Source organism: Kamptonema sp. PCC 6506, assembly GCF_000180455.1.
In the GTDB taxonomy this organism is placed as follows: Bacteria; Cyanobacteriota; Cyanobacteriia; order Cyanobacteriales; family Microcoleaceae; genus Kamptonema; species Kamptonema formosum.
In genome coordinates this window covers 21,831-48,128 of record NZ_CACA01000330.1, presented here as the reverse complement: position 1 = coordinate 48,128, position 26,298 = coordinate 21,831, and the positions used below count along the sequence as shown (strand labels likewise).

Annotated in this window: 12 protein-coding genes and 2 pseudogenes; 7 read left to right on the top strand and 7 right to left on the bottom strand. The window is 41.9% G+C overall.

Features of this window, described 5'->3' with window-relative positions; translation table 11 throughout:
* Nucleotides 1-10 precede the first annotated feature (10 nt).
* The 4 genes and pseudogenes from OSCI_RS31120 to OSCI_RS22160 all read left to right on the top strand — a co-directional run.
* Nucleotides 11-603 (top strand): annotated as a pseudogene (locus OSCI_RS31120) (ATP-binding protein); the annotation flags it as partial.
* A 21-nt stretch (nt 604-624) separates the two neighbouring features.
* Nucleotides 625-5,946, top strand: a complete 5,322-nt coding sequence (locus OSCI_RS22170; RefSeq protein WP_007357398.1) for a PAS domain S-box protein — start codon at nt 625-627, stop codon at nt 5,944-5,946.
* Nucleotides 5,947-5,994: 48 nt separating this feature from the next.
* A complete protein-coding gene (locus OSCI_RS22165; RefSeq protein WP_007357397.1) occupies nt 5,995-11,382 on the top strand; it encodes a trifunctional serine/threonine-protein kinase/ATP-binding protein/sensor histidine kinase in 5,388 nt (1,795 codons plus the stop codon).
* 355 nt (nt 11,383-11,737) lie between these two features.
* Nucleotides 11,738-16,336, top strand: a complete 4,599-nt coding sequence (locus OSCI_RS22160; protein ID WP_007357396.1) for an ATP-binding protein — start codon at nt 11,738-11,740, stop codon at nt 16,334-16,336.
* Here OSCI_RS22160 and OSCI_RS28750 read toward each other — a convergent pair.
* The 3 genes and pseudogenes from OSCI_RS28750 to OSCI_RS22150 all read right to left on the bottom strand — a co-directional run.
* Nucleotides 16,276-16,470, bottom strand: a pseudogene (locus OSCI_RS28750) (MerR family DNA-binding transcriptional regulator); the annotation flags it as partial. The gene OSCI_RS22160 and the pseudogene OSCI_RS28750 sit on opposite strands and share 61 nt — an antisense overlap.
* Before the next feature lie 137 nt (nt 16,471-16,607).
* On the bottom strand, nt 16,608-16,820 hold the full coding sequence (locus OSCI_RS22155) for a hypothetical protein (RefSeq protein ID WP_007357395.1): 213 nt from the start codon (nt 16,818-16,820) through the stop codon (nt 16,608-16,610).
* Nucleotides 16,817-19,540, bottom strand: a complete 2,724-nt coding sequence (locus OSCI_RS22150; protein WP_007357394.1) for an NACHT domain-containing protein — start codon at nt 19,538-19,540, stop codon at nt 16,817-16,819. The genes OSCI_RS22155 and OSCI_RS22150 overlap by 4 nt, the downstream gene beginning before the upstream one ends.
* Before the next feature lie 189 nt (nt 19,541-19,729).
* On the opposite strand from OSCI_RS22150, the gene OSCI_RS22145 reads away from it, so the two are divergent.
* A complete protein-coding gene (locus OSCI_RS22145; RefSeq protein ID WP_007357393.1) occupies nt 19,730-19,960 on the top strand; it encodes a hypothetical protein in 231 nt (76 codons plus the stop codon).
* A 143-nt stretch (nt 19,961-20,103) separates the two neighbouring features.
* Here the strand turns inward: OSCI_RS22145 and OSCI_RS22140 are convergent, their stop codons facing one another.
* Nucleotides 20,104-20,643 (bottom strand): Dps family protein, encoded by a 540-nt coding sequence (locus OSCI_RS22140; protein ID WP_007357392.1) that lies wholly within the window; start codon nt 20,641-20,643, stop codon nt 20,104-20,106.
* A gap of 193 nt (nt 20,644-20,836) precedes the next feature.
* Between OSCI_RS22140 and OSCI_RS32310 the strand changes: the two genes are divergently transcribed.
* Nucleotides 20,837-22,765 (top strand): sugar phosphate nucleotidyltransferase, encoded by a 1,929-nt coding sequence (locus OSCI_RS32310; RefSeq protein ID WP_007357391.1) that lies wholly within the window; start codon nt 20,837-20,839, stop codon nt 22,763-22,765.
* On the opposite strand, the gene OSCI_RS22130 is transcribed toward OSCI_RS32310, so the two are convergent.
* From OSCI_RS22130 to remA, 3 genes are all read right to left on the bottom strand, one after another.
* Nucleotides 22,749-22,964 (bottom strand): hypothetical protein, encoded by a 216-nt coding sequence (locus OSCI_RS22130; protein WP_007357390.1) that lies wholly within the window; start codon nt 22,962-22,964, stop codon nt 22,749-22,751. The two genes, OSCI_RS32310 and OSCI_RS22130, sit on opposite strands and share 17 nt — an antisense overlap.
* A gap of 344 nt (nt 22,965-23,308) precedes the next feature.
* Nucleotides 23,309-23,869 carry a guanylate kinase gene (gmk, locus tag OSCI_RS22125; protein WP_007357389.1) on the bottom strand — a complete coding sequence of 187 codons (561 nt, stop codon included), beginning with the start codon at nt 23,867-23,869 and terminating at the stop codon, nt 23,309-23,311.
* Between the two features lie 3 nt (nt 23,870-23,872).
* Nucleotides 23,873-24,139 (bottom strand): extracellular matrix/biofilm regulator RemA, encoded by a 267-nt coding sequence (gene remA / locus OSCI_RS22120; protein ID WP_007357388.1) that lies wholly within the window; start codon nt 24,137-24,139, stop codon nt 23,873-23,875.
* Nucleotides 24,140-24,442: 303 nt separating this feature from the next.
* Between remA and OSCI_RS22115 the strand changes: the two genes are divergently transcribed.
* Nucleotides 24,443-26,218, top strand: a complete 1,776-nt coding sequence (locus OSCI_RS22115) for an Rqc2 family fibronectin-binding protein (protein ID WP_026103779.1) — start codon at nt 24,443-24,445, stop codon at nt 26,216-26,218.
* The last annotated feature ends 80 nt before the right edge of the window (nt 26,219-26,298 follow it).

Genomic DNA, 26,298 nt, shown 5'->3' with positions numbered 1-26,298 from the left:
AAGGGAGGTAGGGGTAGAAATGATGTTGATAGCAGGTTTTTCGGGAATTGGAAAAACTGCGGTTGTCAATGAAATTCATAAACCAATTGTGCGCCAGCGCGGTTACTTCATTAAAGGAAAATATGACCAATTCCAACGTAATATTCCTTTCAGTGCTTTTGTGCAAGCCTTTCGAGATTTAATGGGGCAATTGTTAACTGAAAGCGAGTCTCAAATCCAGCAATGGCAAAGTAAAATATTAGCAGCAGTTGGGGAAAACGGACAAGTAATTATTGATGTCATTCCCGAATTAGAAAGAATTATTGGTTCACAACCAGCGCCACCCCAATTATCAGGAACAGCAGCGCAAAATCGATTTAATTTATTGTTCCAAAAATTCACCCAAGTTTTTACAACAGCCCAACATCCATTAGTAATATTTTTAGACGATCTACAATGGGCAGATTCAGCATCGCTGAAGTTAATGCAGCTCTTAATCGCTAATACAAGCTATCTTTTCTTAATGGGTGCATATCGTGATAATGAAGTTAACCCGGCACATCCATTAATGCTGGCTTTGACCGAAATAAAAAAACACAAGCAATAATTAATACGATTACTTTACTACCATTAACTCAAGGGCAAGTGAATCAATTAGTTGCTGATACGCTTAAATGTACAGAAAGTTGGGCAGGTACTCTTTCTCAATTGGTCTATCAAAAAACTCAAGGTAATCCGTTTTTTGCCACCCAGTTTCTCAAGGCATTACATCAAGATAATCTCATTAAATTTGACTTTGGATTAGGCTGTTGGCAATGTGACATTACACAAGTTAATCAGCTTGCACTTACAGATGAAGTTGTGGCATTTATGGCATTACAACTAGGAAAACTACCGACATCAACTCAACAGGTGTTGCAGTTAGCTGCTTGTATTGGCAATCAGTTCGATTTAGCAACTTTGGCAATTGTTTCGGAACAATCCCAAATTGAGACGGCTGCTGCTTTGTGGAAAGCATTACAAGAAGGGTTGATTTTACCAGTTGGTGATGTTTATAAGTTTTATGTTGGGCAAGAAAGTCAAATAGTTACTAAAGAAAACGATCGGATTGTTACATACAAATTTTTACACGATCGCGTCCAACAAGCTGCCTATTCTCTGATTCCAGACGAGCGCAAGCAAGCAACACATCTACAGATAGGTCAACTACTTTTAAGAAATACTGTTTTGGCAGAGCGCGAGGAAATGTTATTCGAGATTGTCAATCAACTAAATCGCGGTCGATACCTATTAAACGATCCAGAAGAACAGGAAAGATTGAGCCACTTAAACTTATTGGCAGGACGAAAAGCTAAAACTTCTACGGCATATACTGCTGCCTGTGAGTATATAATTACTGGCATGGAATTATTGATGGAAGACTGTTGGAATATTCAATATGAATTATGCTTTGCGCTCCACAAAGAACGGGTTGAAGTTGAATATTTGAATGGCAATATTGAAGCATCACAAAGCTGGATCGATCGCACTCTCGAACGGACAAGAACTGCCCTAGAAAAGGCAGAGATTTACAACTTGGCAATTATTCAATATACCCTACGAGCTGAGTATCCAGAAGCTATTGCTGCGGGGATTAAAGCTTTATCCTTGTTCGGTATTGATATTAACGATGAGGATTTTGAGGTGGTACGCGATCGCGAAATTGCCACTGCTCAAGCTATCTTAGAAAGCCGAGGGATTGCTTCTCTCAGCGATCTACCCATGATGACCGATCCTGAGAAAAAAATGGCTACAAAGTTAGCTATTGCTATGGGCCCGCCCACCTATCGATCGCATCAGCGTCTGTGGTCAGTCATTTGTGTCAAGGCTGTTAATTTGTGTTTGCAATATGGTAATACGCCTGAAATAGGCTATATTTACCCAGCCTACGGTGGCCTACGTGGTTATGCTTTAAATAACTATCAAAATACAGGTGAGTTAATCGATTTAACGCTGCAATTAATGCCCAAGTTTAATAATAGTTCGGCTGAAAGTGTAGCCTATTTAATGATTGGTAGTTCTCTCCGCCATTGGTCTCACTCTCTTAAGGTAGCCAGCCAAGATTACCAAAATTCTTATCAAATTGGTTTGGAATCCAGCAATTTACAATATGCGGCTTATGCTTTTGGACACAATATGTACTGTCGTTTTTATCAGGGAGTAGAACTGAAGCAGTTAGAGGCAGAAATTAATCAATCGCTGGCTTTTAGCCAACAGCAAAAAAATCAATGGGCTATCGATTTACTAACTGGTGGTCAAATGCTTGTAGCCAAGTTGATAGGAAGGAAAAATTGGTCGGAAACTATAGAAGATGATTATCTCGAACGCTGCCGAAAACATAAAAACTGGCAAGTTATCTGTATTTATACTATTCTGAAAAGCCAAATACTCTACCTCTGCGATTGCCCAGAATCAGCTTTAGAATCTGCCGAGAAAGCTGAAGCTGAGATTGTTAATGTTGCTCCCCAAGGCTTACTTCCCTACGCCAGACATCGCTTTATCTATGCTCTATTGTTATGCCAAAGTTACGAGCGAATACCACAGGCAAAACAATCGGATCTGTGGCAAAAATTGATAGAATATAAACAGCAATTAGCTGTTTGGGCGCAAAACTGCTCGGAGAATTTTAGCGCTGCCTACGATCTAATTTCAGCAGAAATGGCGCGTATTTCTGGAGATAAATTATTGGCAATTGAACTGTACGATCGCGCGATCGCAGCCGCCAGTCAAAACCAACTTCTACAAGAAGAAGCTCTCGCCAACGAACTAGCAGCTAAATTTTACTTGGAATGGAAGAAAGAAAAAGTAGCTCAAGCCTACATGATTGAGGCCTATTATTGTTATTCACGATGGGGAGCCAAAACTAAAATAGAGGATCTAGAAAAACGCTATCCTAAATTACTCAGTCTTATTAAAAACGAAGCGAGATATGCTAGTACCTTGAATGATACTATTACGCGGGGTAAAATTAGTTTTACTCGCTCTTATAGTAGCGTCTCAGAAGCTCTAGATTTGGCTACTATGCTAAAAGCTTCTCAGGCTATTTCTGGGGAAATTGAACTGAATAAACTTTTAGCTATTGTAATAAAAATAGCGAGCGTAAATGCTGGTGCAACTAAGTGTGTCTTGCTGCTTAAACCTGAGATTGAGTTACGGCTAGCAGCTCTTATGGAAGAGGGACAAGAACCACAGATATTATCATCAATGCCTTTAGCATTAAGTCAGGATGTGGCGCTGAGTTTGGTGAATGCTGTCAAGCATAGTTTGGAAGCGATGGTAGTTGTTGATGCTAGGTTAAATCCTCAGTTTGCAGGCGATCCTTATATTGAACAGTACCAGCCTAAAAGTATTCTTTGTAGTCCAATTATTAATCAAGGACTATTGATTGGTATTTTATATTTAGAAAATAATCTGACCGTTGGAGCGTTTACGAGCGATCGCGTCGAACTACTCAATTTACTCTGCACTCAAGCCGCAATTTCCTTGGAAAATGCCCGACTTTATGAGCGATCGCAACAAACTCTAATTGAACTGCGTGCCAGCGAAGCTCGCTTTCAGAAGCTGACGGATAATTTGCCTGGGCTAATTTATCAGATCCGCCTCGCTGCCGATGGTTCAATTTCAATTCCCTACGTTAGTCCAGGCTGTGCCGATCTCTATGAAGTGCCACCAGAAGAGTTCTTGACAGGAATCAAAGACTTTCGGATGTTGGAGCATCCCGACGATCGCGCAGCCATGACCCAGGCGTTCGTCCATTCTGCCCAGACTCTCATGCCATTTGAGCAGGAATGGCGGATTATTACGACCTCTGGCACTGTGAAATGGGTGCAGGCGGCATCACGACCAGAACAGCAAGCCGATGGCTCGATCGTCTGGGATGGCGTGATGATCGATATTAGCGATCGCAAACTTGCCGAGAAATCTCTCAGACTCAATCAGTTTGCGATCGATCGTTCCAGCATCCCGATCTGGTGGGTTAAACCTAGCGGACAGGTTGCTTATGTTAATGATGCCGCCTGCCGCGATCTCGGCTATTCCCGAACCGAGATTTTGCAAAAATGCGTTGGAGACTTTAACCCAGAACTTTCCTCAGAGGTTTGGGAAAAACATTGGCAGGAGATTAAGGAACAGGGTTCATTTGTCTTTGAGGCTTACAATTTCAACAAATCAGGACATCGTTATCCGGTGGAAGTAACGGTTAATTACCTTGAACTAGATGGCGAAGAATATAACTGTGCGTTTGTGAAAAATATTAGCGATCGCAAACAAGCTGAAGCCGCACTCTACGCATCCCAACAACGCTTGTCGTTGCTAATCCAACAAACGCCAATGGCAGTAATCGAGTGGAGTCCAGACTTTCTGATTCAATCTTGGAACCCAGCCGCTGAAAAGATTTTTGGTTACACAGCAGCGGAAGTAATGGGGCGTTCAGTCGATTTTTTGATTGCAGATGAAACCGTAAAAATTCATTTCGATCTGATTGTGGCACATCTGTTAGCGCAAACAGGAGGCAATCGCAGCACCAATGAAAATATCACAAAAACAGGCGAGAGTATCTTCTGTGATTGGTACAACAATCTTCTAGTCAATGAAGATGGAGATTTAATTGGTATTGCCACGATCGCAATCGACATCACCGATCTCAAACAAGCCGAAAAACAACTGCAAGCATCCCAGCAATTATTAGAACTGGTACTCAATACTATTCCCCATAAAGTGTTCTGGAAAGACTGCAATCTGATCTATCAAGGCAGTAACCGCGCTTTTGCTGAGGTTTTAGGGTTTAGTTCATCCACAGAAGTCGTTGGCAAGTCAGATTACGATCTGTCTTGGACTGCCGAAGAATCAGACTGGTTCCGCCAGTGCGATCGACGGGTGATAGAATCAAATCTGCCCGAACTCGGTATTGTTGAAACGACGCTGCAAGCCGATGGCACAACAGTTTGGGCTGAGACTAGCAAGCTACCGCTACACGATACCACTGGCACAGTCATTGGTGTATTAGGAATTTACCAGGATATTAGCGATCGCAAGCAAGCCGAAACCCTGATCGCCCAAAAATCTCAGGAACTGGAACAAGCCCTCCAAAACTTGCAGCAAACCCAACTGCAAATGATTCAAAGTGAGAAGATGTCAGCATTAGGGAATTTAGTCGCCGGTGTTGCCCACGAAATCAATAATCCGGTGGGTTTCATTGGCGGCAATATTCAACCTGCCCTAGATTACATCAATGATATCTTTGGATTAATAGACCTAATCCAACAAAAATATCCTCAGTTAGACCCAGAAATTCAAGCAGAGATAGAAACTATTGAACTAGACTACATCCGGGAAGATTTACCAAAATTAGTTGACTCCATGCGGGAAGGAATCAAACGAATTCAAGAGATTAGCACTAGCCTGAGAACTTTCTCCCGCGCCGATACCGATTATCCAATCGCTTGCAATATCCACGATGGTATTGATAGCACAATCATGATTCTGAAACATCGCCTCAAAGCCAATGAATCTCGCCCAGAAATTACAGTTATCAAAAACTATGGTAATTTACCGCAAGTAAAATGCTATGCAGGGCAGTTAAATCAGGTATTTATGAATCTTTTTAGTAATGCCATTGATGCCCTAGAAGATTCAAACCAAGGGCGTAAATATGCAGAAATTGCCAATAAAATTACAGTTGATACTGAGTTATCAGCAGATAAAAAACAGGCAATAATTAGGATTAAAGACAATGGTATTGGCATGAGTACAGAGGTTCAGTCCAAGATTTTTGAGCATTTATTTACGACGAAAGGAGTAGGGAAAGGGACGGGATTGGGGTTAGCGATCGCGCGTCAAATAATTGAAGAAAAACATCAGGGAAAAATTACAGTTAGCTCTGTACCTAGTGAGGGTACTGTGTTTGAGATCACTATCCCTGTTAAATAATAAAATATAATTAAATTCACCTGTTATCTAATAGAGGATAAACGAGTTATGCACCCGCGCTCAAATTTTTCAAACTATCAAATCACAGAAGAACTATACGCAGGTACGCGCACCCTCGTCTATCGCGGCATCCGTATTAGTAACCAACAACCCGTTGTCATCAAACTCCTGCGAAACGAATACCCCAGCTTCAATGAAATCATCCAGTTTCGCAACCAATATACCATTGCCAAAAATCTCACGTTTCCTAGTGTTATTCAACCCCTAAGTCTAGAACCATATCGCAATAGCTATGCCTTAGTGATGGAAGACTTTGGCGGAGTCTCCCTATCTACTTATTATCTCAAAACAGCAACAAATGACCGTAAAACAAATAAATATTTACCTTTAGCAGAATTTCTTAACATTGTGATTCGACTGACAGATATTCTCCACTATCTCTACCAAAATTGCGTCATTCACAAAGATATTAAACCTGCTAATATTCTGATTAACCCAGATACCAAGCAAATCAAACTAATTGACTTTAGTATTTCTTCTCTCCTACCCAGAGAAACCCAGGAAATCCAAAATCCTAATGTTTTAGAAGGAACCTTAGCCTATATCTCTCCGGAACAAACCGGGAGAATGAATCGAGGGATTGACTATCGGAGTGATTTTTATTCACTAGGAGTTACACTCTATGAATTATTGACAGGGTCTTTACCATTCGTCTCAGCAGATGCAATGGAATTAGTCCATTGTCATCTTGCTAAACACCCAATACCAATCCATCAAATTAATCCAGAAATTCCCCTAAGTTTATCAGAAATAGTCAGCAAATTAATGGCAAAGAATGCCGAAAACCGCTATCAAACTGCATTAGGAATCAAGCACGACTTAGAGATTTGTTTAGAACAATTACAAACAACAGGTAAGATAGAATCTTTTGAACTTGGCAAGCGAGATATTAGCGATCGCTTTACCATCCCCGATCAACTTTATGGCAGAGAAGCCGAAGTAGAAAACCTGCTAGAAGCATTCGATAGAGTCAGCCAAGGTGCAACAGAAATGATGCTGGTAGCTGGGTTTTCGGGAATTGGGAAAACCGCAGTTGTTAACGAAGTGCATAAACCAATTGTCAGACAACGCGGCTATTTTATTAAAGGTAAATACGACCAATTCAACCGCAACATTCCTTTGAGTGCTTTTGTCCAGGCTTTTCGTGACTTGATGGGGCAATTGCTGAGTGAAAGCGATACTCAACTGTTGCAGTGGAAAGAGAAAATTTTGTCTGCTTTAGGTGAAAATGGGCAAGTTTTAATAGATGTCATCCCCGAACTAGAGCAAATTATCGGCAAACAGCCAGCAGTTCCAGAACTCGGTGGTAGTGCTGCTTTAAACCGCTTCAACTTGTTATTTGGCAAGTTCATAGCCCTGTTCGCTACACAGCAGCATCCTCTGGTAATGTTCCTTGATGACTTGCAGTGGGCAGATTCCGCTTCACTAAGCTTGATGCAAGTGTTGATGAGTCAAAGCCAGATATGTTATCTGCTGATTGGGGCATACCGAGATAACGAAGTCTTTCCGGCTCATCCCTTAATGCTGACATTAGAGGAGATGAAGAAAGACTCAGCAACCATCAGCACTCTAACTCTGGCTCCTTTAAGTCAATCTCATATCAATCTTTTGGTTGCCGACACCGTCAGTTGTTCCACAATCACAGCGCAACCTTTGAGTGAGTTAGTCTATCAAAAAACCCAAGGCAACCCGTTCTTTGCTACCCAATTTCTCAAAGCTTTGCATCAGGATAGCTACATTGCTTATGACTTCAATGTAGGATATTGGCAGTGCGATATTGCAGCAGTGAAATTGCTCTCGCTCACTGATAATGTAGTCGAGTTCATGGCAATGCAATTGCAAAAGTTGCCCGATACAACCCAAAATGTCCTCAAACTTGCTGCCTGTATTGGCGCTCAATTTGATTTAGAGACATTGGCTATAGTTTCAGAATTTTCTTCAATCGAAGCCGCAACAGCATTGTGGAAAGCCTTGCAAGAAGGCTTGATTTTACCCACCAGTCAGATTTACAAGTTTTTTCTGGGTACACAACACTCACAGGCAGAGGATACAGTTAATCCAAGCTATCGATTTTTACACGATCGCGTCCAACAAGCTGCCTATTCTCTGATTCCCGATGACCAAAAACAGGCAACTCATCTGTCGATTGGTCAACTCTTGCATGACAATATTTCTGAAACTGAGCTAGAAAAGCATATTTTTGAGATTGTCAACCACTGGAATCAGGCGATCGCCCTCGTCCTTGACTCGGCTAACAAAGATCGTCTTGCCCAACTCAACTCAATTGCTGGGCGCAAAGCCAAAGCCTCTAGTGCCTATGAACCTGCCCTCAAGTATTTCAACACAGGTCTAACGCTTCTGTCTGAGCAAACCTGGCAGACTCAACCCAACCTGACCCTGGCGTTGCATGAAGGTGCGGCAGAAGCAGCTTGTCTCTGCGGCAATTTTGCCGAAATGGAGCAGCGAGTCAGCGAGATTTTAGCTCAAAAACTCCATCCGCTCGATCGGGTCACAGCTTACGAAATTAAAATTGATACCTATACGACCCAGAATCGACCTCAAGAAGCGATCGCCATCGCTCACACTGCCCTGAAGCAATTCCACATTTACCTGCCAAAACAACCCACTGAAGCAGGGATTGCTACAGAACTAGAAGAAGTTGCTGACCTGCTGCACAACAAAACGACTCACGATCTGCTCAATTTGCCAGAAATGACAGAGGCAGAATCACTGGCAGCAATGCAGCTACTATCCAGCTTAATGCCAGTAGCTCACGTCTCTGCTCCCTTGCTGCTTCCCTTTGTGATTATAGCTTCGGTGAAACTATCGCTGCAAAAAGGAAATGCTGCCCTATCTGCTTATGCCTACAGTTGCTATGCCACCCTATTGAGCAGCATTGTAGAAGATGTTGATGCTGCTTATGCCTTTGCACAGCTAGGGTTGCAAATCGTTGAAAACTTGAATGCACGACGTATCCGGTCAAAAGTTAGTTTCGTCGTGGCAGCATTTATTGTGCATTGCAAATCTCACCTCCGTGAAAGTTTACCCCTTTTTAGAGAAGCGTTTCAGGTCGGGCTAGAGGTGGGCGATATTGTCCATGCTAGCTCCAGTGTGGCATGGTTCTATCAATCTGCTTATTTGAGCGGTCAACACTTAGGCACTCTGGTTTCAGAAGCAGATCCTTATATCACTGCACTGCTGAAGCTCAATATAGTTACTGCCTCAAACTATAGCTATCTTGCTTTAGCTGCGATCCAGAGACTACAAGGAACGCAAAGCCAGACCGAGTTGGATGCCCAGACCGCACAACTCTATACCACGCTGACAGCCGCAAACGATCTACTCGGGCTGCATTTCTACTGGGTTTATCATCTAACGGCGTTCTATCTGTTCAATGAAATCGCTCAGGCTGTGCAGGCAGCAGATGAAGCCCGTCAAACCCTGGCAGCAGGATTGGGTTTCTTCACAATCCCAACGTTTTACTTCTACGATTCGCTCACAGCACTCGCCGCTTATCCCGAAGCAACCGATAAAGCGGCGTTGCTCGATCGCATCTGGGCCAATCAGACCAAACTCTATCATCGGGCCCAGCACGCGCCTATGAACTTTCAGCACAAATATGATTTGGTGGCAGCCGAGCGCTGTCGAGTATTGGGCAATAAAACTGAGGCGATCGACCTGTACGATCGCGCCATCTCCCTCGCTAGAGCCAACGACTATATCCAGGAAGCAGCACTAGCCAATGAACTCGCCGCCAAATTCTACCTCGACTGGGGCAAAGAACGCATTGCTGGGGAATATGCGATCGAAGCCTACTACGGCTATGCCCACTGGGGAGCCAAAGCCAAAGTTGTTGACCTGGAAACTCGCTACCCGCAACTACTTAGACCTATATTAGAGCAAACCCGTTCGACTCTCTCCACTCACGAAACTCTGTTCACGTTGGGTGGTGTCACCTCCAGCAGTTCGGCCATATCCAGTAGTAATGTTTCTCTGGCTTTAGATTTAGCTACTATTCTCAAAGCTTCTCATACTATTTCCGCTGAAATCGAACTGGAAAATCTACTTTCATCGTTGATGACGATCGTCATCGAAAATGCGGGGGCTGATAAATGCGTGTTAATGCTCTTGCGAGACTCGCACCTGTTAATCAAAGGGTCAATTACCACAGGTTCAAAGCCAGTTGTCTTGCAGCGTATTCCCATTGAAGATAGCCAGGACATTCCCCACAGACTGATTTACAAAGTCTTGCATGACAAGCAAACTGCTGTGCTGGTGAATGCAAGTGCCGATCGCACCTTAGCCAATGACCCCTATATCATCCGTCAGCAGCCCAAAAGTATCTTGTGTAGCCCGATTTTGCATCAAGGTAAGTTGATGGGCATTTTATATCTAGAAAATAATTTAGCGACGGGAGCATTTACAAGCGATCGCGTCGAACTCCTCAACCTACTCTGCGCCCAAGCCGCCATTTCTCTAGAAAATGCCCAACTTTATGAACGTTCTCAGGAATATGCCCAACAGTTAGAGCGATCGCTTGATGATTTACAACAAGCCCAATTACAAATCATTCAAGGTGAAAAAATGTCCGCCTTGGGTAACTTAGTAGCTGGTGTCGCTCACGAAATTAATAACCCCGTTGGTTTCCTTGGTGGCAATATTCAACCTGCCCTAGATTACATCAATGATTTGTTTGAATTGATTGACTTATATCAACAAAAACAGCCAGAGGCTGATATTGAAGAGAAAATATACACCATCGATCTTGACTATATCCGGGAAGACCTCCCAAAATTAGTTGGTTCCATGCGAGAAGGGGTAAAACGAATTGCCGATATCAGCACGAGTTTGCGAACTTTCTCCCGCGCCGATACAGATCGTTCCATTCCCTGCAATATCCATGATGGGATTGATAGCACCATTATGATCCTGAAACATCGCCTCAAAGCTAATGAAAATCGCCCAGAAATACAAGTGGTTAAAGAGTATGGTAATTTACCTAAAATTGAATGTTATGCGGGACAGTTAAATCAGGTATTTATGAATTTATTGAGCAATGCTATTGATGCCTTAGAAGACTCAAATCAAGGGTACAAGTATGCAGAAATTCCCAATAAAATTACTGTTAAAACTGAGTTATCAGAGGATAAAAAACAGGCAATAATTCGGATTGCAGATAATGGAATTGGGATGAGTGAAGAGGTACAGGCGAAGATTTTTGAGCATTTATTTACTACCAAGGGAGTAGGGAAAGGTACGGGTTTGGGGTTAGCGATCGCGCGGCAAATTATTGAGGAAAAACACCAAGGTAGCATCAGCGTTCATTCGGAAAATGGTGTCGGCACAGAGTTTATTATTTCTATTCCTATCCAATAATAGCAATATTTTAGGATACCCGTTAGAGTACAAAGTTTTGGCCTGCTTACAAAGAGCGATTACCGAAGCTAATTGAACAATATTATCAATAATACAGTTACTTTAAGCAGGCGATCGCAGACAGTTCTTACTAACCCTTATTCACATTAAATTCACAATTTATACATATCCTTATAATTAAAAAAGTGATCTCGATCAATTGTCGTTAAAGAACATCAGAGTATTCTAGAAGTTGAGTTAGTAGTCGATCGGGGAGCCCATTTGTATAGACGACTAACAGTTTAAGTACGCAGAGAATTTCTGATCCAGCCACTCAAATAAAAATCACTATCCCAGCAAATCAGAGAAAATCACCATGAATCTAAGTGGATATCAACTTAACACGGAATTGTACAACGGCTCGAGGACGGTTGTTTATCGAGGGCAAAGGGAAGCAGATTCTTTACCAGTAGTAATTAAATTCTTGAAAAATCCCTATCCCAGCTTTAGCGAAGTGTTACAATTTCGCAATCAATATACGATCTCTAAAAATCTCCATTCACCCCTCATCGTTCCAATCTATACCCTAGAACCATATCAAAATAGTTATGCCTTGGTAATGGAAGACTTTGGGGGAATTTCTTTGCGGGATTATTTCCGTGTGGGAGAAAAGTTATCTGCTGACTCGCTGCCAGAATTTTTGCAGATAGCGATCGCCGTCGGCAATGCTTTAGATGTTCTTTATCAAAATCGCATTATCCATAAAGATATTAAACCCAGCAATATCTTAATCAATCCCATCACTAAACAAGTTAAATTAATTGATTTTAGCATTGCGTCATTACTACCGAGAGAAACCCAAACCCCGATCCATCCAAATGTCTTAGAAGGCACGCTGGCTTACATATCCCCAGAACAAACTGGGAGAATGAACCGAGGGATTGACTACCGGACAGATCTTTACTCGCTGGGTGTAACTTTCTTTGAATTACTCACAGGTGAGTTATCGTTTGCCTCTAATGATGCAATGAAATTAGTACATTGCCATCTTGCCAAATTTCCGCCATTGGTACATGAAATTAATCCGCAAATTCCCCCTGTCTTCTCAGAAATAGTCAGCAAGTTGATGGCAAAAAATGCGGAAGATAGATATCAGAGTGCATTAGGATTGAATTTTGATTTAGAAAAATGTTTAACTCAGTTAAAAGAAACTGGTGAAATTAGAAACTTTGAGATTGCGAGTAGGGATGTGTGCGATCGCTTCATCATTCCAGATCAACTTTATGGACGAGACACAGAAATTAAAACCCTCCTAGAAGCCTTTGATAGAGTCAGTCAAGGTGCAACAGAAATAATTCTGGTGGCTGGTTTTTCGGGAATTGGTAAAACCGCAGTTATCAACGAAGTCCATAAACCCATTGTTCGACAACAGGGTTATTTTATCAAAGGCAAATATGACCAATTTAATCGCAATATTCCCTTCAGTGCCTTTCTGCAAGCCTTCCGCGATTTAATGGGACAATTATTATCAGAATCAGACGAGCAATTACAAACATGGAAAACCAAAATTTTAGCAGCAGTGGGAGATAACGGACAAGTATTAATTAACGTAATTCCTGAATTAGAAAACATCATTGGCAAACAGCCACCAGCGACAGAATTATCAGGCAGTGCTGCACAAAATCGGTTTAATTTACTATTGCCCAAATTTGTACAAGTTTTCACCAGTAAAGAGCATCCATTAGTGATGTTTTTAGATGACTTGCAATGGTCAGATTCCGCTTCCTTGAACTTGCTGAAATTATTGATGCAAGATACAGAATATCTCTTAATATTAGGAACTTATCGGGATAATGAAGTTTCTCCCGTTCATCCCTTCATGTTAAAAGTAGATGAAATTGTCAAAACTGGGGCGACAGTGAAGACAATTACTTTGACACCACTGGGAAAATCTGAGGTGAATCAGTTAGTGGCAGATACGCTGAATTGCGAATTATCTATTGCCCAACCTTTAAGCAAATTAGTCTATCAAAAAGCCCAAGGAAATCCTTTCTTTGCGACGCAATTCCTCAAAGCTTTACACGATGACAAGTTAATAAGTTTTAATTGGGATATTCAGCATTGGCAGTGCGATCTTGCTCAAGTTAAAGCCTTAGCAATCACCGATGATGTGGTAGAGTTTATGGCATTGCGATTAGAGAAATTGTCGATAGAAACTCAGGAAATTCTGAAGTTAGCGGCTTGTATTGGGGCTGAATTTGATTTGAATACCTTGGTAATTGTGAGTGAAAAATCGGCAGAAAAGACGGCTACAGCTTTATGGAAAGCATTGCAAGAAGGGTTAATAATTCCGAAAACAAAAGTCTATAAATTCTTTACTCAATCGGATAGCGATCGAGTTTTCAAAGCTTCGGCAAATCCGACTTATCGATTTTTGCACGATCGAGTGCAGCAAGCCGCTTACTCTCTCATTCCTGAGACTTGGAGACAAGCAACTCACTTCCAAATTGGCAAACTTCTGCTTGCTAATGTTTCACCAGAAGAACAAGGCAGCAAAATTTTTGCCATCGTCAATCACTTAAATGAGGGCTTTGAACTTCATCAAAGTCACGAAGAACGTTCAGAACTTTTACACCTAAACTGTATTGCGGGGAGAAGGGCTAAAGAGTCTACTGCCTATGGGGTTGCTGTTAACTACTTTACGGTAGCTGAACATTTATTACCTCCAGATAGTTGGCAGCAATGCTATGAAAAGTCCTTAGACGTTTATTTCAATCTAGCAGAAGTGAAGTATTTGTCTGGAGATTTTCACTCTTCTCTAGCCATTATTAAAGCGATATCTAGCTTTGCGAGACGACAAATTGAAAGAGCTGAAGCGTTTAACCTTGCAATTCTGATGTTCACATTGCAAGGTCAGTATCTCCAAGCGCTTCACTATGGACAAAAGGCATTGTCTTGTTTGAATTTTGATTTATCAGAAATAGATTTACCAGAGAAACTAGAATCTTACCAACGTGAGATTCAATTGAAATTAGCGAATCGCCAGCCAGAGCAGCTAGTCGATGAACCAGAGGCTACCGATCCAGAGAAATGCCTAATTATCAAAATTCTGAATAATTTAATCGTACCCGTTTATGTTCTACAGAAGGGAGAGCTATACTTTTTCGTCGCGTTATCGATGGTTTCAGTATCTCTCAACTTTGGCGTGATAGCTGAATCAGGAAACGGATTTTCAGCCTATGGAATGTATCTGGGATATTATCAAAGTGACTATCAATCTGGCTATGAATATGGAGTACTTGCAGAAAGTTTAGCCAAACGATTCAGGCAAGCAGATAATCTATGCAAAGCTTGCTATATGCTTGGGAATAATCTTCTTTCCTGGGTACGTCCCTTGCGTTGCTCAATGCCTATTTTTGATGAAGGATTAGTGGCTGGGCTAGAGTCTGGAGAAATGGTTTACTCAGGTAATCTTTTGATGTACAAGCTGCTCAATTCATTTTATGCAGGAGACAGCGTATTAGAAGTTCAGCAAAATCTTCCTGAATATTTAGAGTTTTCTGCCAAGAAACTTAACTATCAACTTGCCGTGGATGTCATCTCTGGATTAAACATTTGGCTTGCTGAACTTACAGCTAGTCCTGCTGAGGATATTCCGACTGAGCAGCAGCATCTTGAGGCCTGTAGGATCAACAACAGCGACTATGCAATTTGTCACTATTTGCTCCTAAAAACTAAGATTTTATGTTTTTACGGGCGCTATGAGGAGGCAGTGGAATCATCTCGGGGGGCTGAATATCTCGTTGGTACAATTACGGGAAAATATCAGGTTGCAGCGATCAATTTCTATCAATCTATTGCTCTAGCAGAATACTGTCGAACTCATTCTCTAGGTTTAGACAATAATAGTTACATCCAAAAAGTTAAATCAAACCAAGTGCAACTGAGTCTATGGGTAGCTAGCTGTCCTGAAAACTTTGCTCATAAGTACGATCTCGTGAATGCAGTCTTAAGCGTTTTATCAGGACAGAAAACAGAAGCCATTGAACTGTTTGATCGCGCTATTTGCGGTGCTAAAGAAAACGACTATATCCAAGAAGAAGCCCTCGCCAACGAACTAGCCGCAAAATTTTACCTTGACTGGGGGAAACAGCGCATAGCCCAAGAATACATGATTGAAGCATATTATGGTTATGCCCGTTGGGATGCCAAAGCCAAAGTCGCTGATTTAGAAAAACGCTATCCCCAATTACTCGCCCCGATATTACAGCAAAGTTGTTCGCTCATTTCCAATAACGAAACTATCTTTCCTTTGGGGACTGTGACATCCACAAGTGCGGCTATATCCGGCAGTACCAGTTTCTCAGATACCCTAGATTTAAAAGCAATTCTCAAAGCTACCCAAACTCTCTCTGGGGAAATCGAAATGGAAAAACTGCTGGTATCATTGCTTTCTATTATTATTGAGAATGGAGGGGCTGATAAATGTGTCTTTATGCTGTTACGAGACGATCGTCTGCTGATCAAAGGGTTAATTACTGAAAGTTCGGAACCAGTGGTGTTACAACAGATACCTGTGGAAGAAAGTGAGGAAATTCCCCTGAAACTGATTTACAAAGTGCAGCATAACCAGCAAACGGTTGTCTTGATTAATGCTAGTAACGATCCGAGCTTCGCTAATGACCCCTATATTATCCGTCAACAGCCTTTGAGTATTTTGTGCAGCCCGATTTTGCATCAAGGTAAGTTACTGGGTATTTTATATCTAGAAAATAATTTAGCCAAGGGAGTATTTACAAGCGATCGCGTCGAGATCCTCAATCTACTTTGCGCTCAAGCTGCTATCTCCCTAGAAAATGCCCGACTCTATCAAAGTTCTCAGGAATCTGCCCAACAATTAAAGCGATCGCTTGATGATTGCGATCGCTTGATGAAAGTCAGTCGATTCAGCACCCCTTCCCCAAACAGGCGATAACGTGATTCCGAACGCTCGACAGTAGGTGCTAACAGACCAATCTCTTCATAATAGCGAATAGTTTTTACAGATATGCCGCTAATGGCCGCGACTTCGCCAATTTTGTGTAATTTTTCCGCAACAGATGTACCCATAATTTTAGTTGGTAATAAGGGGACTTAAACAAATTTTAAACCCAATTTTTCCACTGTTACAGTTTCATCATCGCTATGGCTTTTTTGAGAGGGGAAATCTCTTCAGCAAGATAGAAACTGAATTGATTTAATTGGTGCTAGGATTCCATCATCTTTTCCCTCATCCATCCTACCATATTGGCGATTAAATTTGGCTGCGAAGGTGAAAAGGTGGGTAAGGAAATTTCGGCTGCGTCGCACACTGCACAAATGAAGCCATCAAATTTACTTAAAGCCTTGAGGAAGGTATTGCTAAATGCTGTCGCGTTTTCGGTTCCTGTTTGAGGGAAAGTTTGCCAGTAGAGGGTCATTTGGTTAGGGTGGTGGAAGAATTATGCCATGCTTCATAGAAGGTGAGGTAAGGTAAGTTTTGGGCACAAAGCCAGACGACTTTGTAGTTTTCGCGGATACGAGAATCTGGGCAATCTTTTAAGCCTTGAATTACTAAAGGTAAAAAAATAGTTTGATTTGAGACTTGTTGACCTAATAATATTGATTCTAAGCAATCACGAGCTACCTCTTGAATTTTATTGTCTTGGTTTGTACGTAAAACTAAGTTTAAATGAGATAATATTTTAATAATTTGCAAGTCTAAATCTTTTTCTGTTATATCGCCTAAGCCAAGGATGTTAAGATCGTTTGGAAGCAGATCTATTACCCCATCTTTAAGTTGATTAATCACTGCCTCGGTTCTTTTTTGAATGTCAGTAGCATACGGGTATTGTGGGTGGTCAGTTGGGGCTATCTTTAAAAAAGCCTTAGCGATTAACCAGTTAGTAAGAAAAGAAGAACATAGCCTATCAATTTTTTCTATATGTTGAGCCATATTTTCTACGATAAAATTTATGCCATCAAAATTAATATCTAAACTCTCAAAAACAAGTTGACTAAGATAATCAATGGCAGTTCCAGTAGGATCTATATTCATCAAATCCATGATTTTTTGAATGGCTTTTAATCTGAGATTTCCTGTGGTAATTTTACCCAGACTACAAGAAGCTATTTCTACACAACAGTTATTTTCAGAGACATCATCTATTATGCAATCCAATGCCTGAATTGCATCACAATTACCAGTGCCGATTACTCCTAAAGTTTTGATCGCTTCATGTCGGATATGCCGATACTTACTTCTATCTAGTAATGGCAATATAAATTTCACCGCTTTATGGTAGTCTGCTTCCGTTAGTGCTTCCCTAGCTCCCTCTATAATACTAGAATGAAATTGATACAAGCCTAATTTTTCATAGAGATAACCAAAACTCCATTCTATAATCTGCTGTACAATCTCATCAGCAAAGCTACTGTTCCTAAATTCAGTAATTGCAGCAGCAGCTAGAAAATAAGCTCGATACCAATAAAATTTACCCTCAAATCCATCATCAAACTCTAACAACGCCTTAATAAACCCTTCCTTCTGCTCAAATAAAACATCATTCCGCCCCACCCACAACAACATCACCTCTTTCCACCGCCGCTCAAAAATCCGATAACTCCCCAACTTCGGATTATCCGGTACATGATGCAAGAAAAAGTGCCAATCCTCAATAGCCTTCGCCGCAAAATACTCCTGAAACGTGGGATGAAAAAAGGCATAAACCGCTTCATCCGTTTTCGCATCTCTATCAACCAAATTCAGCCACCCTAACTCCTCAGCTAACTTAAACTGAGACTCCCCCATAAGCTGAATTGCCCAACTTTCCCTTAACCGAAACCGGCTCTCACTTTCAATTCCTGCCTTTGCCAATTCTCCCAGCACTTGATTTAACTGCTGTCGCTGTGCCCTTGTTGTCGAGTGTTTCTCTTGTTTCCACTCATAAAAGTAGCGAATAAACCGCTCGTAGAGCATCGCCTGAGTTTCCGGCAACTCTTCATCAGGACTTAAATAAAACGTCTGGCACAACAACGCTAATCGCAGGGGATTTCTAACTAATTTATAAATGTTAGTGCGGTTGGATTCTTTTAATTTATTCAGTAATTTTTTTCCTTTGCTCAAACAGTTATCAGATGGGTATTTCTTGTGCGCTTCTGTAAACCAATCCCTAATAAACTTATCAACTTTCTCAGGCTTAAACTCCAACGTGCGATAGGTTTTAAATCCAGGTAGCGGATTATTAACACTAGCATCCCAAACATTCAGGCGACAAGTCAAAACCACCCGCGCCTCAGCCACCCATCCGACAAGTTCATCCCGAATTTTTGCTAACGCCTCAGCGGGAGAAGCAGCCGCCATTTCATCCACTGCATCTAACAGCAACCAGACTTTACCTGACCGAAATTGTTGCTCAAGGGAGGCGGCTAAATTCTCCTGTGTGGCTTCGATTTTGCCAGCTTGTTTCAGCCAAATTTTCAACAGATACCCGGCTAAAGTTTCACCTTGCAAACCACCCAAGGGAATGCAAATCGGCAACCCCAAATTATGCTTGTCAATCCAACTCGCAATCTTATCGAGCAGCGTAGTTTTACCCGCACCCGGTTCACCAATAATGGCAAGGCGTTGGTCATTTCCCCCTTGAATCACCTCTGTGAGAAACTGCTGATTCTCATATTCTTTAACAATAACTTGCGGATTAAGTTGATATACATCATCTTTTGGCACAGATTCATCGCGTCGCTGCTGTTGCTTGCGCTCCAATAACCCTAGTGGCACATAGACATTTAATTCACATCCTAATTCCGTTGCTTGGCGGCGGAGTCGCTGTTTTTTTTGCTGTTCGGTGAGGATGTCGCGGCAGATTTGCGACCAGTTAATTTCAAGTTTATCGGGGTCTGGTGGGTTACACTCCTTCGGATCGACGATTTCGTTGATGTTTAAATTTAAGGCGTTGCAGATGACTTGAGCATAAGCCCGATCAATCTTTTCACCCTGAAAAAATCGCCCTATTGTCTTGGCATTTATCCCAGTATTCTCAGCAATCTTCTCATAAGTCAACCTGCCCCGATCATCACCTGGATCATTTTGAGCTTGTTTAAGTTTAATGATGCCTTCTGTAGTTGGCTTGATGCTGCGAGATTTGCGCGGTTGATTCATAGCTGCTTGAGCAGGAGGTACAGAGAGGGTACTACTATGCCCTGACTTATATCCCTAGCTTACCTAACTCTAGCTTTAATTGTGAAGGACAGAACAGAAACTTAATTATCTTTCCAATCTGGGCTGGTGACAACCCTATACCAAAAACTAGAGTTGTCTCAAAGCTAATTCATACAAAGGTTTTGAGCCATGAACGACTCTCAAAGAAATCAAGCACGTTTACTCAGCGAAGCTATGTCAAACTTCGACACGGCTTTAGAACAAGAACCGCAAAGAATAATTGAATATCAACTGCAAACGAGCCAACCCCATACAGAAAACCTGCCGGTCTTTCCTGGCTTGCCCCTATCAGCTTCGATAATGTGGTTTCTGCTAGTTTTAGTGCATTTTATCGTTCTGTTGAGAAGCACTAAAAAATAGATTGCTAGAGAGATAGGAATGAAAATCAAATAATTACTGCATATAATAATATGTAGTTGCGCTTTAGTGAAGATAGCGCAACTACATACATGAGAGTCAATTATTTAATTTTCTTCATTCCCTAAGAAATGATCCCGCCATTTCTAGGCGTGAGAAGCAGTAGCAGTTTGAGCTTTTGGTTGCTGACCATCCGCTGAGAGGGATTCTCCTTCTATAAAAGAACGTAGCATCCAGGCCATTTGTTCGTGCTGTTCCATCAAACCAGTCAAGAAATCAGCAGTTCCTTGATCCTTAAATTCTTCTGAGCAACTATCAATATGCTTGCGAAGATTGCGGATAACTAACTCGTGATCGTCCACTAAACGCGCCACCATTTCTGTTGCTAAAGGCAAATCGCCAATATGTTCTTTAACCGAGGCATATTTCAGAAATCCTTCAGCAGTACCAATTGGATAACCGCCTAAAGTTCTCACTCGTTCCGCTAGTGCGTCAATATTGATAGTTAATGCTTGGTAGTGTTCTTCCCACAACTGGTGTAGCGAACGAAATTGAGGGCCGACGACATCCCAGTGATACTTTTTGGTTTTGATTAAGAGTAGATAAGCATCTGCAAGATCGTGATTCAATAATTCAACCACGCCACCACGCTGCTCTTCAGATAGACCGATGTTTAACTTACGCATAGAAACGGCTCCTTACATTCATTATTCTCACTATCATTGGAACAAATTTTATCTATAGATTACATCAACCAAGAGGATGATAGAATTTAGATAAAAATGGCACAATTGAGGGTAAAATATTCTAATTAGATATCTTTAGATAGATGCAAATGATGCGATATTTTGGGTTGTGCGATCGCGAGAGAGGTAAGCAGTGAAAATTTTTGTTCCAGGCCGCCTTTGTCTGTTTGGCGAGCACAGCGATTGGGCTGGAGGCTACCGCCACGTAAATCCTGCTTTAGAAAAAGGCTACACGCTAATTGCTAGTACAAATCAGGGAATTTATGCAGAAGTTAAGCCTAATTCTACCGAATTGATAATTAAGACTACATTAAATGATAGTACCAAGCTCGATGAAATTGCACTGTCTATGGATAGAGCTAGTCTGCTGGCAGAAGCAGAAAAAGGTGGCTTTTTCAGTTATGCGGCTGGCGTTGCTTACCAATTTCTGACTCACTATCGCGTCGAGGGACTGGAAATTGATAATTATTTAACAGATTTACCTATTAAAAAAGGCTTGTCTTCAAGTGCGGTAATTTGTGTTTTAGTAGCTCGTGCTTTTAACCGTTTATACGACTTGAAAATGACGGTGAGAGGAGAAATGGAGATGGCCTATCAAGGCGAGATTTTAACTCCTTCTCGTTGCGGGCGTATGGATCAAGGTTGTGCTTACGGAAATCGACCAATTTTGATGATTTTTGACGGTACACGGATGGAGGTAAATGAGGTAAAAGTTCCCAAAGATTTGTTTTTTGTAATTGTAGATTTGGCTGCTAGTAAAAACACTCAAGAAATCTTAGGTAGTTTAAATAATTGCTATCCATTGGCTGTGAATCAGGTACAGAAAGATGTGCAGGAATATCTCGGTTCTATTAGTTCTAAAATCACTCTAGATGCAGTTGCGGCTTTGCAAGATGGAGAGGCAGAAAAAATAGGTGAATTGATGAAAATTTCCCAGAGTGAATTTGACAGATGTTTAATTCCTGCTTGTCCTCAGCAATTAACGGCTCCCGTACTTCATGAACTTCTAAATTATTCAGCTATTCAGCCTTATATTTTAGGCGGTAAAGGTGTCGGTTCGCAGGGAGATGGTACTGCACAGTTTATTGTTAAAAATGAAGAGAGTCAACAGCGGGTTATTGATATAATTGAGCGAGATTTCCCTCAGATGCAATGTTTAAAGCTCACAATTCCTTCTCAGTCTAGAGTTCGTAAAGCAGTAATTCCAGCGGCTGGGTTTGGTACGCGAATGTTTCCGTGTACTAAGGTTGTAAAGAAGGAATTATTTCCCATTATAGACCGGGATGGTCGCGCTAAACCTGTAATTTTGGCAATTGTTGAAGAAGCAATTAGTGCGGGAATTGAAGAGGTAGGAATTGTCGTACAACCAGGCGATCGCGAAATTTTTGAAGATTTATTTAAAAAGCCACCCAAGCCAGAACTTTTACAAAAATTGTCTCCACAAAATCAGGAATATAGCAAATATCTAGAAGATTTAGGAGAAAGAATTACGATTCTTACCCAAGACAGTCAAGATGGCTTTGGACACGCTGTGTTTTGTGCTAAAGAATGGGTAAATGACGAACCATTTTTACTGCTTTTGGGCGATCACATTTATGCGTCTGAAAGCGAAAGTTGTGCGCGTCAGCTATTAGATATTTACTCCCAGGTACAGCAGAGTGTTGTTGGTTTAAGAATTACGCCATCGGAGATGATTCATCATTACGGTTGTGCTACTGGAGTTTGGCAAAAAGAGGGTTCTATTTTGTCTGTTACTCAATTCTATGAAAAGCCGAAAATAGAGTACGCTCAGCAATACCTTCATATAAAAGGTATGGCAGATGAGCTGTTTTTGTCAATCTTTGGTATGTATGTACTTCAGCCTAAAATTTTTGATTATTTGGCAGCTCACATTAACCAAAATTTCCGGGAAGGAGGGGAATTTCAATTAACGTCTTGCCTGGAAAAATTGCGGCAGGAAGAGGGGATCGCAGGTTATATTGTGAAAGGCAAGTGTTTCGATACGGGATTGCCCGATGTTTATCGACAGACATTAATTGATTTTCCTAACTCTGGTCAGTAGCTATGTTTAATAGCAGTAGCTCTCGCGCTTCTTGCTTGACTCTACCTTCAATTACCTCTGCTTGTAAAGTAATAAAAGCCTCGAAGTCTTCTAATCCGTACTTTGTCATCTGCAAAAGGTGACGCAAATTTTCTTCAGCTTCTAGGGTCAAATAGCCCGTTGCTAAAGCGTTTTGAACAATTTTACTAATTAAATTCACAGTAGTTGCCCCTAGAAATTACACATTCTTACGCAAGACTAAGCCTCCTTAAACTTTGTTTCACAATTCTGGGGAAATCTAGGTTGTTTCTATCTTAAGAAATAGATGTAATGGCTCAGACTCGTACTAAAGTTAGATAAACAGAACTTACGCACCCAACCAAAGAAACCGGGTTTTTTGACTAAAATACTTCGCCCTTATCCACAGATCCTCTCAAAAACCCGGTTTCTGGAGCCTGATTTGTCTGAGATTATTGCTAGTTACTAATGGCTGATATTGCTTTTCCCTTCTTCCCTAGCCCCTAGCCCCTAGCCCCTAGCCCCTAGCTATAGTTGCTAGTAAAATTATGAAACGGGGACAAATAAGACAGATTCCAGACGCTCTAAAGTGCCTTGCAAATCATCATTAATTACTTGGAAATCAAACTCGCCAGCCGCATCTATTTCTTCTTTAGCGCGTTGGAGACGACGGGCGATCGCATCCTCTGAATCTTGACCCCGACTCCGCAAGCGCCTCTCTAACTCATCCCAGGAAGGCGGTAAAATAAAAATCCGCAACGCCTCTGGGAAAGTATCTCTAATTTGTCTCGCCCCTTCTAACTCAATTTCTAAGACTACCAATTTTCCCTCTTGAATCCCCTGCTTTACAGACTCGATCGGTGTTCCATACAAATTGCCTGCAAATTCAGCCCACTCCAGTAATTCCCCAGCCTCTACCATTTGTAGAAACTTGCTGCGGCTGACAAAATAGTAGTGTTTCCCCTCAATTTCCCCTTCACGCGGAGAGCGAGTCGTCACCGATACGGATAAATACAGTTGAGAGTGGCGTTGGAGGAGCGATCGCACTAAAGTCCCCTTTCCCACCCCGCTAGGCCCTGTCAACACAATCAATCTACCATTCGTCATTGCTTAATCATCCTTGCCTTGACCATCTTTGTGGAGTACGAATCTGTGAGCAACTGTTTCCGGCTGAATTGCGGACAAAATTACATGACTGGAATCTGTAATAATTACCGCTCTAGTACGCCTACCGTAAGTAGCATCAATCAGTTGTCCCCGTTCGCGCGCATCACTAATGATACGCTTGATTGGCGCAGACTCAGGGCTGACAATTGCAATCACTCGGTTTGCAGACACAATATTGCCAAAACCGATATTAATTAGCTGAATATCCATGCAAAACTAAGGCGCTAGTGTGTAAGAAGCTGTAATTTCTTAATTTTAATGATATCTACAAAAATTTTGAGTTACAAGCCGGAAACTGACAAAAACTGACTTTTTTAGTTTTTGTCAGTTTTCGGCATTTTTTAGCATAATTTATGAATTTTTAAGGGCGAAATTTTTAATTTTTAATTTTTAATTTTTAATTCTGCAAGTGCTTTTTGGCTTTTTTGCTCGAAATAGTCTTAAAATGTAACTTGTGCTTGCCAGTAGGGAACTGCAACACCTGTAATTTAACGACTAAAAAGGGTGCTGCTCGTGCAACCAGTTGACTTTACCACTTTAATGGCTGCTTGTTGCGAACTGCGCTCAGACTGGCTGCCGGCGCGTCTGGAACAAGTATATCAGCGCGATCGCCACACTGTAGCTTTAGCACTGCGAACTATAAATCGGCGCGGCTGGCTGGATATTTCCTGGCATCCTCAAGGTGCTCGCCTCTGCATTGGTTCACCACCGCCTCGCACGCCCGATACTTTCACCTTTAGCCAACAACTGCGGCATCAACTAGGAAGTTTAGCACTGGTGGCGATCGCACAAGTCGCCCCTTGGGAAAGAGTCATCGACCTGCAATTTGCCCGCAGACCCGGAGAACCCGCCCTCTGGCATCTCTACGTCGAGATCATGTCTAAATATAGCAACGTTATCCTCACTACTCAAGACAACCTGATCGTCACCTGCGCCCACCAAGTCAGCGCCCAACAGTCCAGCGTCCGCCCCATCCAAACAGGTCAACCTTACGAACTTCCGCCCTCCCTCACCGATGCTGTACCCAGTTTAAGCGAACCTATAGAGCGATGGCAACAACGCATCAGCCTAGTTCCCGGACAATTGCGGCGGAACTTACTTAAAAATTATCGCGGATTAAGTTCAGCATTGGTCATGTCTGCGATCGCAGCCGCCGGTTTAGACCCCGACCAATCTACCTTAAATCTCAGTCCTGAAGATTGGCAACAATTATACAATTGTTGGCAACAATGGCTCCAAGCCTTAGAAAAATCCAACTTTCAGCCTAGTTTTACGCCCCAAGGCTACACTGTCATCGACTGGAATAGTCGGCAATCTCTGAATGGGAAATCGGCTGTTGAATCTGTACAAAAATTACTCAATACCTACTACACAACAGAGTTAAATCAACAAGTATTCGCGCAACTGAGCCATCAATTAAAACAGAAACTCAGCAGCCTCTTAGCCAAATTACGCCTCAAAGCTAATACCTTTAAAGAACGTTTACAACAATCTGCTCGTGCTGATGCTGACAAATTGCAAGCAGATTTATTAATGGCCAACCTGCACGAATGGCAACCGGGGATGAAAACTATTACCCTCCCCGACTTTGAAACTGGGGAACCAGCTACCATTCCTCTTGACCCCGAAAAAAACGCCGTCCAAAACGCCCAAGCCCTTTATAAACGTCACCAAAAGCTTAAACGCGCTCGTATAGCAGTAGAACCCCTGTTAGCAGCCGTACAGGAAGAAATAGATTATTTAGAGCAAGTAGAAGCCGCTCTTTCACATTTAGAAAGCTACCATAACTCCGAAGATTTGCAGACTTTAGAAGAAATTCGCGACGAGTTAATTCAGCAGAAATATCTCGAAGATCCCGGTAATCGCTTGCGGGCGGGACAAGAAGCCCGCGCCGCTAAGGAACAAGGGCCCGATTTCTATCGCTATAAAACGCCCAGTGGTTTTGAATTATTAATTGGTCGCAATAATCGCCAGAATGATTTATTAACTTTCCGCATTGCTGGAGATTATGACCTGTGGTTTCATACCCAAGAGATTCCAGGGAGTCACGGATTGCTGCGCCTAGAACCGGGTACTGCGGCTGAGGAAGCCGATTTGCAATTTGCAGCTAATTTGGCCGCTTACTACAGTCGCGCGCGTCAGAGCGAACAAGTACCAGTGGTTTATACTGAACCGAAGTATGTTTATAAGCCCAAGGGTGCCAAACCTGGGATGGTAGTTTATAAGCAAGAGCGAATTATTTGGGGTCGTCCGCAGCAAGCCTTGGCTAAGGCTGCACTTAGGGTTTGATGGCTTTGGCTGTCAATTAAACCGAACACAGGCTTAACAATTTGTTATATATATGCAATTTTTTTGTTAAACTATTACTT